The organism is Bacillus sp. FSL K6-3431 (assembly GCF_038002605.1).
Lineage (GTDB): Bacteria > Bacillota > Bacilli > Bacillales > Bacillaceae_C > Lederbergia.
Map to the genome: position 1 here is coordinate 89,670 of NZ_JBBOCT010000001.1, position 14,035 is coordinate 103,704.

Here is a 14,035-nt window from a genome sequence, read left to right on the forward strand (position 1 = left end):
AAAGCTCGTTTTTTGTTCATATGTATAGAAGAAACGAATTTGGGGGATCTAAATTCATGGACTCTTTTCTTATTAAACTGGACGGGCATACGGATCAAGCAACAAGGCAAATGCTACAAAGTTTAATTGACAAAAAAGTAAAGTTTACCCGCTATAAAAATACACATTTTATATTGCTCTTAATGGCTATGGCATATGCTTTCCTAGTACTTTATTTATTTTATTCACAAATAATTAAACCATATAGTTATACACTTTTAGATGTATTCTCCGTCTTATTTGCTAATCGGTTCACCATATTTTCGCTTTTTTGTGGATTTTTATTGTTTGGATCTGTCAAGATTATTTTCGATAAAAAAGAAAAAGTTGAGAAGGAATTTCATGATCTCAGATGCGAGATTATCGACAAAAGCAAAGATTTGTGGAAAGGAGATAGTTGGGGGCAAAGACATAAAATATTTGCTTATCTAAAATCAAAGTATGATATAAACTTATACCATGAAAGCAAGTAACTTTATAAGTTGCTTGCTTTTTGAAATGGGGAAAATAGTGAACTCGTTTCAGTAAGCTGAAACATCGGTGAATCAGGTGGGGGTCTTTAAACCCTAAAGAATAATAAAATCGCAAAAATATATTACATAAAGTGTATATACCAACCAGATGTGGACCAGACTCAAATAGAGCAAGAAAGGGATGTAATAAGGAGAGTAGGAGGTGAAATAATCAATAAACGTTTATACTATTTTAATAAAATAATAGTTGACAAAAATGTAAGCGATTGCGTAATATAGTGGTAAGAACCAGATATGAACCAAAAAATAGGAGGGGTTTTGAATGAGGGGGAAAAAGCTATTAGGTATCTTCACTGCTTTACTATTGGTGTTAGTATTAGCTGCATGTACTTCTAAAGATAGTGGCACAACACCGAAAGATAATAGTGATGGTGGAAAAAAGGATGACGGTAAATTTTCCGGAGAGCTAACAGTATGGGTTCATCCATTTGTTGGATCAGAGCTAGCAGATCAACAAAGTGAAGTGTTTGAAAAAATGGCTGCTGATTTTAAAGTGGAAAATCCAGACGCAAAAGTAAAATTTGAAGTTATTCCTTGGGCAAATCGTGAACAAAAAATCTTGACAGCGCTTGCTGCAAACCAAGGCCCTGATATTTTTTATCTGATTCCTGACATGATGGCACAATTTGCTGACAAAGGTGTACTTACGCCCATTACAGACTTGCTTGGAGATGATTGGGATAAAGAAGATTTTCCAGAAAGCTCGCTTGCTGCTGTAACGTATAAGGATGATCTTTTTGGATTACCAATCTTACATGAAGTGAGAGCAAACGTATATAATACAGATGTTCTTAAAGAAATTGGTGCAAGTGAAGAAGATGTGCCAACTACATGGGAAGAATTCGATGCATTGGCTAAAAAAGCTGTAGATAAAGGGTATTACGCCCGCGGTTTTGAAGGCGGAAATACGTTGAATGCAACACTTTATCCAGTTTTATGGCAAGCCGGTGGAGATGTTATCGATGAAAATGGAAAAGTTATTATCAATAATGAAAAAGGTTTAAAAACATTTGAAAGAATCAATGATTGGTATAAAGATGAATATATTCCTAAAGACTCCATTAATGCTCTTACACATTTCGAAGATTTCCTTGAAGGAACGCATCTATCTTCAGGTGCTACTGGACTAACGCTTAGCACGTTAAAAGAAAGAAAATTTGATCAATACGTATTAGGACCTCCGCTTAAAGGAGAGGAGCAGGCTACTTTCGGTACCACAGGAATGTTCGTTGTTCCATCAAACAGTAAAAATAAAGAAGCGGCAGCAGAATTAATTAAATATATGACCAATACAGATAACTCTATGGCATTTAATGAGTTAACAAAATATATACCACCACGTAAATCTGCTGCTGGAATTTATGACGATGATCCAGAAATGTTAAAAATGACTGAGTGGTTAGAATATACTAAACCAGGTGTTATTCACCCAGTTTCTCGTGATATTATTCCACTTGTCACTGCAGAGATACAGGCGATGTTGGAAGGTACAAAAACACCAAAACAAGCTGCAGATGACTCAGCAGCAGTGATACAAGGTGAAATTGATAAACAATAACAATTAGAACATAGGGGGAAGTCATTCTTCCTCTATGTTTTCTTTTATCTAGCTAGCATATTCGGGAATATGGGCATAGATAAGATACCTTTGATCATTTTTAGATTTACATGAAGACTCTTATTCTTTTCTATCTAATAGAAATAAGCCTTATACAATAAATTAAAGGAGGGTGTACAATGGTAAATGCAGAGGTTAGTCCTTCGCTTAAACCTCATAATAAAATATCCAGAAAAGAACGATTCAAAAAGAATTGGAATAAATATGGGCTTGTATATATGTTTTTAATACCAGTACTTATCCACTTTGCAATCTTCCAACTATTTCCGATTGTTTTTAGTTTTGTTCTGACATTTACAAACTGGCCATTAATTGGAGAGCCTAAATTTATCGGATTTAAAAACTGGACAGCATTATTAAATGATAAACTTGCCTGGCAATCCATTTGGGTAACAGTGAAATTTTCATTTTATTATATTGTGCCTACAATGGCATTAGGATTAATATTGGCATTATTAATTAATACAGGAAAATTAGGAGTCGGTTTTTTTAAAGCACTATTCTTTTTACCTGTAGTAACATCTTTCGTTGTAATCTCTGGTATATGGGGATGGCTTTTTAAAGGAACAGAGGCAGGCTTTGTAAATTCATTATTAAAAATTTTCAGCGTTGATCCGCAACTCTTTTTCTCAAATTCTAGTCAAGCTTTGATTGTTTTAGCGGGTTTGTCTATTTTCAAAGTGTGTGGGAGTACGATGATTTATTATTTCGCTGGGCTTCAATCAATTCCTAATGAGTTATACGAAGCTGCAAAAATAGATGGGGCGAATGCAACAAAAACATTTTGGAAAGTGACATTTCCGCTATTGCTTCCTATTCATTTTTATGTGGCTATCATCACGACAATTGGTTCTTTCCAAATTTTTGACTCAGCATTTCTTCTGACGAATGGCGGTCCTAATCATGCGACAACAACGATTGTGTATTACTTATATAATGAAGGATTCACATCATTAAGACTTGGCTATGCCAGTGTACTTGCGTATGTCCTATTCTTTATTATCTTCGCTATTTCATTAATACAACGAAAATTCATGGGCAAGGAAGTTAGCTATAATTAAAGGGAGAGGAACGACATGACCAAAATTATTAACCGTTCAAATTGGATTTATATACCACTAATTATTATTGGTTTACTTTTTCTTACTCCCTTTTTAATTATGGTCGGTGGAAGCTTTGTCAATATGCGTTCGCCAGTCGGGAGTCCGTTCGTATGGGTATTTAAAGAGGAATTAGCTCTGATTAATTTTAAATATATCTTTACTAATTCACCATATTTTAAATGGATCATTAACTCTGTCATCATTACTGTGATTCCTGTTTTTACGCAAATGTTTTTTGCCGCCGTTCTGGGATATATATTTGCAAGGAAACCATTTCCTTTTAGAGATGTGATATTCTGGATTATGATGGGTGTTATCATGCTTCCAGGACAATTATTAATTATTCCACGTTATATTATGTTTGCTAAATTTGAGTGGATTAACACATATTTACCGTTAATTGTACCGGAAATTTGGGGTATTATGGGCGTTTTCCTCGTACGACAATTTATGATGACGCTTCCGAAGGATTTAGAGGAAGCGGCGTATATAGATGGCGCAAATGATTTTACTGTTTTCTTTAAGATTTATTTACCTTTAGCAAAACCTGTTATTGCTACCGTTGGTACTTTTGCATTTATTGGTAACTGGAACGATTTATTAACACCGCTAATATTTACAACTAGTGAAGCAATGTATCCAATTACAGTTGGTTTAGCATCATTATTAACGAAAGAAGGGCATTTCGGGGTGGAAATGGCTGGATCAGTCCTGTCATTCATTCCAACTTTCCTCATTTTCTTGTTCTTTCAACGTTATTTTGTTAAAGGAATTGCATTATCAGGAATTAAATAATGTTTGACTAGAAAGGGAATGGATAGACATGAGTGGAAGGACGAATCGAGAAGAATTTAAATTTAAATTAAACAATATGCTGACTGATTTACGAAAAAAAATTATCAATGGAGAAATAGTAATAGGAGAATATCTTCCTTCTGAGCTCATATTGGCAAGACAGTATGAGCTTAGCAAGAACTCTGTCCGTAAAGGTTTGGAAGAATTAGTTAGTGAAGGCTTGATTGTAAAAAAATCACGAATCGGGAATGTAGTTGTAACAAACCGACCTTTTGATCAAATAATTCTAAGAGTCGGCTATTATCCATCTTTAGTAAAAGACGCGAAGTTTCCTGAGTTGATTAAAATGTTTGAAGAAAAACATCCGAATATAAAGATTCAAACGATTGCCCTACCTTATCAAAATTATAAGGAAACAGTAAATGACTTTTTTCAAAATGACATGATAGATGTTGTTACGCTAAATCAATGGGATTACACTGACTTTCTCAATAATAAAATAGATGTATTCGAACCAATGTCTAAAGATAAAAATGTGTATTCATTTTTGCAAAATCCATTTGTTGATGACATGCAATCGGAAAATATATATGTAAAACCATTTGTATTTTCTCCTATTGTCCTTTGCTATAATAAGGATCATTTTGACAATAAACAAATTCCGTATCCTGATAGTAGTTGGAAATGGGATGATGCATTGGAAGCGGCGAAGCAATTACTTGTGGATGATAGTCAAGACCGGACATGCGGATTATATTTTCATCCTCTTTCAATCAATAGATGGCCAATTTTTCTATTGCAAAATAAAGTTGCATTTCAATACAAGGAAAATGGTGAAATGAATTTTCCGATTACTGAATTAATAACGAGTGTCAATTTTATAAAAAAGTTATATGAAGAACAAGGAATTTTACAAACTTTTTTATCTGATGATGATAGGGATGCTGAAAAACTGTTTTTAGAACAAAAAGTTTCTATGATTGTTACATCTTACTTTAGTCTTAATGAAATTAAAAATCATGAAATATCTTATGATATTGCACCTATACCGTATTTAAAAGATGCAAAAACCTTATTGTTAATTATCGGTATGGCGATTAATAATCAGTCAACGAAAAAAGATGCTGCGAAAATGTTTGTCGACTTTATAGCCGATGTAGATGCACAAACGCTAATTCGGCAGGAAACATTGTCTATTCCAGCTTATAAGAAAATTGCAGAAAAAAATGGAACAGACCTAATAAAAAAGCCATCTAGATATCATCTATTCCGTGAGATTATTCCTAGTTTTGCATTATATAATGACTTGGGATTAAATGGTCAGGATTTAAGCGAACTTCGTAATGAATTGCGTATTTATCTCTCCGATTTAATGGATGATAAAATATTCATTCAAAGAATTTCAGCAAAGCTCTCGCGTAAAGAAAGCAAGACGAACGTATTGAGAGGAGAAGAGCTTTGAAAACAATAATTGCTAAAAATAATAAAGTAGAAATTGTAGAAAGAGAAGTTCCGGAGCTAAAGCCATCTTATTTATTAATTAGAACTATCTATTCGGTGATTAGTCCAGGAACAGAATTATTGGGTATTCATGTTAGTAATGATCGTGAAATTAACCTCGGTTATAGTGCTGTTGGCGTCATCGAAGAATGTGGTGAAAATACGCAGGAATATAAAAAAGGGGATATCGTAGCCTGCTACGGTGCCCCATATGTGCATCACGCCCAATATTTACACGTACCTAAAACACTTTGTAGCATCGTTCCAACAAATGTAGATTTAAAAGAAGCTGCATTGGCCGGAATAGGTGCCATAGCCATTCATGCTATTAGAATCGCCAATCTTTCATTTGGTGAAAAGGTTGTAGTAGCTGGACTAGGAATTATTGGGCAGATTATAGCACAAATATCAGATGCATCTGCTTATGATGTGTATGCGTATGATTTGTCTACTGAAAGAACAGATTTATTAAGTAATTATCCTAATATAAAACTATTTACGGAACGATCTCAAATGGAAAAAGAGATCGATGCTAAAGAAAAATATAAAGGAGCAGATGCAGTTCTGTTATGTGCGGGTGGAAAAAAGTCACCATTACCAGAACAAAGCCTATCATGGATTAGGGATAAAGGAAAAATAGTCATTGTTGGTGATATTGAACCAGTTTTTCCTAGAGAGAAAATGTTTAGCAAGGAAGCAAGTATTTTGATCTCTAGGGCAGGAGGTCCAGGTAGATATGATGATGTATATGAAAAGCAAGCAATAGACTATCATTATGGATTCATACGTTGGACTGAAGGTAGAAACTTGGGAGAGTATTTAAGACTTGTCAGTGAAAAAAGAATAAATGTTCATTCTTATCTATCTGAAGAAGTGGCGTTCAAGGATATTCGTACAGCATACGATGAATTAACGAACAAAGATTCCTCTATCCTTACAAAAGTTATTAAGTTTGAGTAAAGTGCTCTGAAAATTATATAGACATAACTTGATTATGGTTAACTAAATACAAGTAGAATGAAAGATAAACCGTTTTGCGCTTTGTGTATGAACAAGATAAATAAAACCTGCAAAACTATAGCTAGAAGTGCATTCGTTTCAGCAAGCTGAAACATCGGGGAATTAGGTGTGGATTCTGCCCCACCTACGCCTCACATGAAGGTGGGTGTCTTAATCCTAAAGAAAGATCAAAAGGCTAGTCTACAAAGAGAATGCTAGTCTTTGATGGTTTTTTATTTTTGGGTAAACTAGATTTATTAATGAAACCTGTTGAATACTACATTAGTGGATGTACTCGGAAAGGGGCATGCATAGGAAATGATAGATTTATTAATAGCTGGTGGTGGATTAGGTGGTTGTGCGGCTGCACTAGCTGCTTGTTCTAAAGGATTAACAGTTGTCATGACAGAAGAAACGGATTGGATTGGGGGTCAAGTTACCACACAAGCAGTGCCAGCGGATGAAAATCCGTGGATTGAACAATTCGGTTGTACTGGCCGCTATCGAGAATACAGAAAGAATATCAGAGATTATTACCGCAATCATATACCATTAAAAGAGTCAGTAAAACAAATGGAACAATTGAATCCAGGTAAAGCACTCGTTAGTAATATAGCACATGATCCACGTATTTCTGTACATGTGTTAACCGAAATGCTTAGCCCCTATCTACTAACGGGACAACTGACCATTCATTTCGATACGATTGTAAAGGATGTACAACGTGCCGGTAGGAAAATTTCATCCGTTACACTCCAACATTTATTAAACAGGCAACAACGAAAGATATCTGTCAAATATATTATTGATGCTACTGAAGCAGGTGATTTGTTACCACTAAGTGGACTGGATTATGTAATTGGTTCTGAATCTAAGGCAGAAACTGGTGAAGCACATGCAACAGAGGTGGCTGAATCGAACAATATTCAGGCATTTACATATGTGCTTGCAATGGAATACCGTCAAGGTGAAAACCATCTTATTCCAGAGCCGGATATGTACAGTTTTTGGAAAGAGTTTCATCCAGACATATGGCCAGATAAATATTTAAGTTTTTTTGCTCCTCATCCACATACATTAAAAAAACGTGAATATAGTCTTTTTGAGGAGGAAGGAAAATTTTCTCTATGGAATTATCGTAGAATATATGCCCAAGAATTGTATGATATTTCAACATCAGGTGATGTCACATTGTTGAATTGGCCCCAAAATGATTATTTTTTAGGGAATATTTATGATGTATCGGAGGAAGAGAAAAAAAAGCATTTAGATCAAGCGAAACAATTAAGTTTATCTTTATTTTATTGGCTACAAACAGAGGCTCCAAGACCAAATGGTAAAAAGGGGTATCCTGGCTTAAAACTTCGTGGTGATGTACTGGGGACAGAAGATGGGTTGGCAAAATCGGCTTATATTCGTGAATCAAGAAGGATTAAAGCCTTATACACGATTAAAGAAGAAGATGTATCTCCAAAAAGTAATATTGGAAAGACTGGGACGAAGTATGTTGATAGAGTTGGTATTGGCTCCTACAGCATGGATATGCACCCGAGTATGTCAGGGGAAAATTATATAGATATTCCGGCATTACCATTTCATATTCCACTAGGGGCGTTGATTCCTCAAGAGTTGGACAATATGTTAGCGGGAAATAAAAATATTGGAACGACGCATATTACAAATGGTTGCTATCGTTTACATCCAGTAGAATGGAATATTGGTGAGGCTTGTGGTGAACTAGTTGCGTTTGCCATTAAGAATAATAAACTACCGTCGGAAATCAGAGAATCGGAGGAAAATTTACATGACTTTCAAGATTTGTTAAGGGCTAATGGCTTTGAATTAGAGTGGCCTGAAGAATTTTATCAATAGTGTGATGAGGGCGCTTCCGGAATTTATTGTTATTCCTCTTTTAGATTAGTTTCAGTTCGATTCGTTTAGGATTTGCTTTTTTATATGAATCCCCCAAAAACGAACAGCCTTCTTGGGATTTTAAAGAAGGCTGTTTGTATAGATAACAGCATATCCCTATGGGTTTGTCGACCATAGTCCAGCAGACTTGACGAGAATGCGGGGATGAAGTTTTAACTGTGAAAGCATAACTTCTGCAAGATCTTCAGGTTGCATCACTTTGTCAGGATTACCATCTGTAAGATTTTCAGCGTAAGCTAAATCTGTAGCCACAGTACTTGGAGTTAGTGCACTTACACGTATATTATGTTTTCTAACTTCGAGCATGAGCGACTCAGTAAGGCCAAGAACCCCGAATTTTGAAGCACTGTATGCACTTGTTACAGGTGCACCTTTCTGTCCGGCAGTTGAGGAAATATTAATGATATCTCCTGAATTCCTGTCAATCATCTCTGGTAGTACAGCTCTTGTTACATAATAAACACCCATCAAATTGACATCGATAATATTTTTGAATTCCTCCGGTGACAGTTCAAGAAATTTACCGAATTTACCGATGCCAGCATTGTTGATAAGGATATCGATAGGTCCGAGTTCCGATTTAATATGATCCACTGCAGCGATGACAGATTCGTTATCCGACACATCTGCGACAGCAACAGTTACGTTGACTTCGTATGCTTCCAGTTCTTTGGCCACATTCTCAAGATTTTCGAATGTTCTTCCGATCAGGCCTATATTAATGCCTTCTTTAGCAAATGCAATGGCAGTAGCTCGGCCAATACCTTTTCCGCCTCCTGTAATCAAAGCGTTTTTTCCTTGGATATTTTGCATTTTATATTCTCCTTCTATAAACAAAATAATCTTGTATTACATAATTAGTATATCAAATTAGAAATTCGTATCCTAAATAAATGGCTTATCCATCATCCACCAAAATAAAAAGGGGGTGTCCTGAAATTCATATAATTGGCTTTTTAGAAGCCCCTCTCAATCTTATCCTCATCGAGAAAAAGGCACGACCTGGTCATTGGAAGCACTTCGATTGCCCCTCCAAAAAAGCGGGCCTAAGGTAAATCGAAGGTCTACCGATTGCCCCTCCCTGCAAAAAAAGTGCTCCCAAGGTAAATCGAACGCACCCCACTCCCTCAACTGACATTTTTTAAAAATCAGGGCAAGATGAAAAATTAGCAGAAAGCCGCTTTAATGATTTTCCTACTTATCGGACAGCTCCTTTCCATCAAAATCAGATTTTAAGTATACCTGGGAATTTAATTAACATATTGAATCTGTAGACTTTGGATTTTTAAGTCCAAAAAGAGGCCGAATAAACAAAGCAATAAAAGTTCCTAGCATTGCCATTATCATCCAAACCCAACCGTGCAGGCTAAAGGAGGAAATACCACCAAAATAAGCTCCGATGTTACATCCAAAAGCGAGACGAGCTCCGTACCCCATTAAGATTCCGCCAATAATAGAAGCGCCTGCAACCCCAGGTTTAATTTTTTTAGGTTTAAATGTTCCTTGGGCTGCTGCAGAAATAAATGCCCCTAATATAATTCCAAAATTCATTACACTTGTGGAGTCTGCTAAAACAGTAGTAGTAAGTGCTGTAGCATTTGCCCCCGAAAAATAACCCCAACTTGAAACATCAATTCCAACCGCCATAAGTGCTTTTCCACCCCAAAGGGCAAACGCAGAAGTGATTCCCCAAGGATTACCTCTAACAGTCAATGTTAAAGCATTTAAAACAGCTAAAACAATTGCAGCTGCAAATAATGGCCAAGATCCTCGAATGATCTTTTTAAAACCTTGTGTTGTCGGAAGTGGTTTCATCATCGGTGGATTTTTCTTTTTTGCAAATTGAACTGTAATCCAATAAATTGCGGCAAATAGGATCATTTGTACTAACCAAGCCCCGAAGTAACCAAGACCTGTGGATTCGGCAAGTGAAATCGGCGGTAGTGACGGAGTATCCTCCATCCAGAATGTGAAGTGGTAGGCTCCCAAAACCGATCCTGCAATAAAAGCGAGTAGAGTTAAAATCATTGATGATGCTCCACCGCCCACAGAATATAATGTCCCAGAGGCACAACCATTACCTAGCTGCATGCCTATTCCGAAAATAAATGAACCGAATAAAACACTCATGCCGACAGGCGAAACATACCCAGTAGGTGTAACTCCTGTAAAACTAAAGCCATTAGCGAGTATCAGTGCAAATAATGTTGATGCGACTGCGAGCATCAGCATGTGTGCTTGTAGCCCTTGGACGTTACCGACTGACATTAATCGTCTAAAAGCAGAGGTAAACCCAAAGCGTGCATGTAGTAAGGTCATTCCGAGTAAAAGCCCAATAATGAATAGTATGCCTTGAGTTAAGTTCGTGACTATAACTATGAAAGTAAATAAAATAATAGTTGCTAAAATACCGATTGCAACAAGTGGCTTTTGCACTGGTTTAAGCTCAGATGTAACAGTTGTTGGTGTTCGATTCCATTTAGTAGCTGGAGTTAAAACAGTTTGTGCCATGTAATCACCTTTTTCTTATTGAGTTAGTCGGAATTAAGTGTCCGAATATCATTATAATATGATTAAGCATAACTGTAAACAGTCCGATTATTGAAAGTAAATCCGCACTATGGTAAAAATGAAGTTAGGATCAAAAAAGATAGGTGAAGATGATGAAGATTAAAACATGTGTCATAACTCCGTATGCTGCAATGGTACCACTTGTTAGAGAATGTATTGACCAGTTTCCGGATTTGGACATACAAATTGAAATTGGTGATTTAGAAAAGGGAGTGGAGCTCGCTAAGAAGGCAGAAAAATCAGGTTATCAAGTAATTATTAGCCGCGGTGGTACAGCAAAATTGATTAGAAAAGCAGTTTCTATTTTAGTCATTGATGTCCATTTATCAGGGTATGATATGCTTCGTGCACTTACACTTGCTAAGGACTTTAAAGGGAAAAAGGCAATCGTGGGGTTCTCAAATGTGACTATGGGAGCACAGTCGATTATTGATTTATTAGAATTACCTATGAAAGCTTATACGATTGATACTGCAGAGGAAGTAGGCCCACTTATAATCAAATTGAAAAAAGAGGGTTATGAAAAAATTATCGGTGATGTGGTAACTGTTGAAACATCATTCAAATATGGAGTAGAAGGTTTATTAATACATTCTGGAAGGGAAGCTATTTATGGAGCATTCGAATCGGCTCTTTCAGACTATACTTTTATTAAGAAAGCACAGCACTTAATCCGTATCATGCGCCAGACTTTAACTGATTTTGACAAGGACTTTTGCATGATCAGTAAAAATGGGGAATGTATTTTCGAAGAATGGAATACTTTTGAATCCTGCCCGTTGAATAAAGAAGAATTAACTATGATAACAAATGAGTTATTTACTGACTCACAACCATTAACTAAAACAATTCAAAAAGAAAATGATCAATTGGAGATATTAGGGAAGGTAATTTCCGATAATGATCAAATAGTTGCTATTCTTTCTTTGAAAAAGAGAACAAAAGAGTGGAGCAGTTACTCATGGCTTCAAATAAAAAGCAATGAAAACTTAGAAAAAGTAGTACATCAAAGCGATGTGATGAATCATTTAATAAAAAACATGAGAAATCACGATATAATAAGCCAACCTATTTTTCTAGTAGGAGACAAAGGTACTGGTAAGTCGTTTATTGCACAACATTTGCATATGACACATGTAATGAAGGGGTATATTGTTTGTGTTGATTGCAGGTTCGCAGATGTTCATTCGCTTGCAAAGTCTATTTCTAATGATATAAAAACACTGTATCTCCACTCGATACACAGTCAAGATGAAGCCGTTTTAAAAAATGTCGAAAAAATTATTCGGTTGTGTAGGGAAAGAAATATATTTTTAGTTATGTCTTCTGATTCAATTCATGTCGATCAACTACCATATAATTTTCTTTCGCAAGTAAATATTATTAATATACCTTCATTATTGGAACGTAAAGCGGATATATCAGAACTAGTTACGCATTTTATTGCTTATTATCACCAAACTCTAGCAACTAAGCCTGTACGAATACAAAAAGAAGCCTTAGAATTATTGGAAAACCATCATTGGCAAGGAAATATCACTGAGTTAAAAGGATTTATTAAAAATGTTGCACTAAACGAACAAGGTTATGTTATTGAATTGGAAACCATTAGTAAACTATTAACATCAAAAGCTACTCATTCTGACATTCGGTATTCATTTACTAATGGCACTTTAAAAGAAATAGAGAAGCAAATTATTTTAGCTATGATGGAAGAAGAGCAACAAAACCAAACACGAGTAGCAAAACGTTTAGGAATAAATCGGGCAACTTTATGGCGCAAACTTAAAGAATAATTAAGTTTGCGTTTTTTATTTCGTTATAACTGTTGCAATATTAAACAGTTATACTTATTTATAAATATTATGTTGCAAATTTAATCTAATGATCGTACAATAACAAATGTAAGCATTATCAACTATTATGTACGAAAAGAGGAAAACAATATGAATATTAAAGCAACACTTGATCGTATCCCAGGAGGGATGATGGTAGTACCTTTACTGATAGCGGCTACCATTAATACAATAGCTCCTAATCTATTAAGAATAGGCAATTTCACGGAAGCACTGTTTGTAAACGGTGCCAGCACACTTATCGCTTTATTCCTATTTTGTGCAGGTGCACAAATAAATCTTAGGAATGTTGGGGTGTCTTTAGGGAAAGGAGCTACACTTTTAACGGTTAAATGGATTGTTGGGGCAGCAGTTGGTTTGCTTGCATATTCAGTGGCCGGTACACAAGGGTTATTTCTTGGTTTAGCACCAATTGCAATTATAGCAGCTATGACTAATAGTAATGGTGGTCTATATGTAGCCTTAGTAGGGCAATATGGTAAATCAGATGATAAGGCTGCATACTCGATTTTAGCTTTAAATGATGGTCCTTTTCTTACAATGATTGCATTATCAATCTTCGGTGCAATGGGATTTGTTGATGGTCTTTTTTCAATTACGTCTTTCATATCGGTTTTACTACCAATTGTCATTGGTATGGTTATTGGTAATTTAGATAGAGATATGGAAGCCTTTTTCAGCAAAGGCAGTGATATGCTTATTCCATTCTTTGCTTTTGCGCTAGGAATGAATATCGATTTTCAAGCTATTCTATCGGGTGGGCTTTCTGGAGTGCTTTTGGGAATTGCTACAGTATTATTAACGGGTACGGCAGGTTATTTTGTGTTTAAAATGTTTAAATGGAATCCAATTGTTGGGGCATCAGAAGGTTCCACTGCAGGAAACGCAGTTGCAACACCGGCGGTTATTGCTGCCGCAAGTCCAGCATTTGCTGCAAATGTAGAATTAGCAACAGTTCAGGTAGCGGCCAGTGTTGTGACAACAGCTATATTATTACCTCTTTTCATAGGATTCTTAGTGAAGAGATTAGAGAAAAAGGGAAAAAAAGCAGAATCAAATTTCCTCTAAGCTGATAAAAAGTAGGAAAAG

General features: G+C 35.8%; 11 protein-coding genes. 9 read left to right on the plus strand and 2 right to left on the minus strand.

The genetic code is table 11. From position 1 onward, the window contains the following. Nucleotides 1-56 precede the first annotated feature (56 nt). The 7 genes from MHB53_RS00450 (at nt 57) to MHB53_RS00480 (ending at nt 8,459) form a co-directional block, all read left to right on the plus strand. Nucleotides 57-512 carry a DUF2663 family protein gene (locus tag MHB53_RS00450; protein WP_340914937.1) on the plus strand — a complete coding sequence of 152 codons (456 nt, stop codon included), beginning with the start codon at nt 57-59 and terminating at the stop codon, nt 510-512. A gap of 322 nt (nt 513-834) precedes the next feature. Beyond that, the gene (locus tag MHB53_RS00455; protein WP_340914938.1) at nt 835-2,130 is read left to right on the plus strand and encodes a sugar ABC transporter substrate-binding protein; all 1,296 of its coding nucleotides are present in this window, start codon (nt 835-837) and stop codon (nt 2,128-2,130) included. A 179-nt stretch (nt 2,131-2,309) separates the two neighbouring features. Further along, nucleotides 2,310-3,251: a carbohydrate ABC transporter permease gene (locus MHB53_RS00460; RefSeq protein ID WP_340914940.1), complete on the plus strand. Its 942-nt coding sequence runs from the start codon at nt 2,310-2,312 to the stop codon at nt 3,249-3,251. Nucleotides 3,252-3,266: 15 nt separating this feature from the next. After that, the gene (locus tag MHB53_RS00465; RefSeq protein WP_340914941.1) at nt 3,267-4,088 is read left to right on the plus strand and encodes a carbohydrate ABC transporter permease; all 822 of its coding nucleotides are present in this window, start codon (nt 3,267-3,269) and stop codon (nt 4,086-4,088) included. 28 nt (nt 4,089-4,116) lie between these two features. Next, nucleotides 4,117-5,550: an extracellular solute-binding protein gene (locus MHB53_RS00470; RefSeq protein ID WP_340914943.1), complete on the plus strand. Its 1,434-nt coding sequence runs from the start codon at nt 4,117-4,119 to the stop codon at nt 5,548-5,550. Beyond that, nucleotides 5,547-6,548, plus strand: coding sequence for a zinc-dependent alcohol dehydrogenase (locus tag MHB53_RS00475; protein ID WP_340914945.1), 1,002 nt, complete (start codon nt 5,547-5,549; stop codon nt 6,546-6,548). Before MHB53_RS00470 ends, MHB53_RS00475 begins: the two co-directional genes overlap by 4 nt. A 357-nt stretch (nt 6,549-6,905) precedes the next feature. Next, the gene (locus MHB53_RS00480; protein ID WP_340914947.1) at nt 6,906-8,459 is read left to right on the plus strand and encodes an FAD-dependent oxidoreductase; all 1,554 of its coding nucleotides are present in this window, start codon (nt 6,906-6,908) and stop codon (nt 8,457-8,459) included. Nucleotides 8,460-8,615: 156 nt separating this feature from the next. Here MHB53_RS00480 and MHB53_RS00485 read toward each other — a convergent pair whose 3' ends face one another. Beyond that, on the minus strand, nt 8,616-9,332 hold the full coding sequence (locus MHB53_RS00485) for a 3-ketoacyl-ACP reductase (RefSeq protein WP_340914949.1): 717 nt from the start codon (nt 9,330-9,332) through the stop codon (nt 8,616-8,618). A gap of 441 nt (nt 9,333-9,773) precedes the next feature. Then, a complete protein-coding gene (locus tag MHB53_RS00490; RefSeq protein ID WP_340914951.1) occupies nt 9,774-11,030 on the minus strand; it encodes a YeeE/YedE family protein in 1,257 nt (418 codons plus the stop codon). 152 nt (nt 11,031-11,182) lie between these two features. Here MHB53_RS00490 and MHB53_RS00495 point away from each other — a divergent pair, with 152 nt between their 5' ends. Beyond that, nucleotides 11,183-12,886, plus strand: a complete 1,704-nt coding sequence (locus MHB53_RS00495) for a PrpR N-terminal domain-containing protein (protein ID WP_340914952.1) — start codon at nt 11,183-11,185, stop codon at nt 12,884-12,886. Between the two features lie 150 nt (nt 12,887-13,036). Continuing rightward, on the plus strand, nt 13,037-14,014 hold the full coding sequence (locus MHB53_RS00500; protein ID WP_340914954.1) for a 2-keto-3-deoxygluconate permease: 978 nt from the start codon (nt 13,037-13,039) through the stop codon (nt 14,012-14,014). Nucleotides 14,015-14,035: the final 21 nt, after the last annotated feature.

Coding starts and splice junctions, on each gene's coding strand:
- MHB53_RS00480 (WP_340914947.1), top strand. CDS start 6,906: ATGATAGATTTATTAATAGCTGGTGGTGGATTAGGTGGTTGTGCGGCT.
- MHB53_RS00455 (WP_340914938.1), top strand. CDS start 835: ATGAGGGGGAAAAAGCTATTAGGTATCTTCACTGCTTTACTATTGGTG.
- MHB53_RS00470 (WP_340914943.1), top strand. CDS start 4,117: ATGAGTGGAAGGACGAATCGAGAAGAATTTAAATTTAAATTAAACAAT.
- MHB53_RS00450 (WP_340914937.1), top strand. CDS start 57: ATGGACTCTTTTCTTATTAAACTGGACGGGCATACGGATCAAGCAACA.
- MHB53_RS00495 (WP_340914952.1), top strand. CDS start 11,183: ATGAAGATTAAAACATGTGTCATAACTCCGTATGCTGCAATGGTACCA.
- MHB53_RS00465 (WP_340914941.1), top strand. CDS start 3,267: ATGACCAAAATTATTAACCGTTCAAATTGGATTTATATACCACTAATT.
- MHB53_RS00490 (WP_340914951.1), bottom strand. CDS start 11,030: ATGGCACAAACTGTTTTAACTCCAGCTACTAAATGGAATCGAACACCA.
- MHB53_RS00500 (WP_340914954.1), top strand. CDS start 13,037: ATGAATATTAAAGCAACACTTGATCGTATCCCAGGAGGGATGATGGTA.
- MHB53_RS00460 (WP_340914940.1), top strand. CDS start 2,310: ATGGTAAATGCAGAGGTTAGTCCTTCGCTTAAACCTCATAATAAAATA.
- MHB53_RS00485 (WP_340914949.1), bottom strand. CDS start 9,332: ATGCAAAATATCCAAGGAAAAAACGCTTTGATTACAGGAGGCGGAAAA.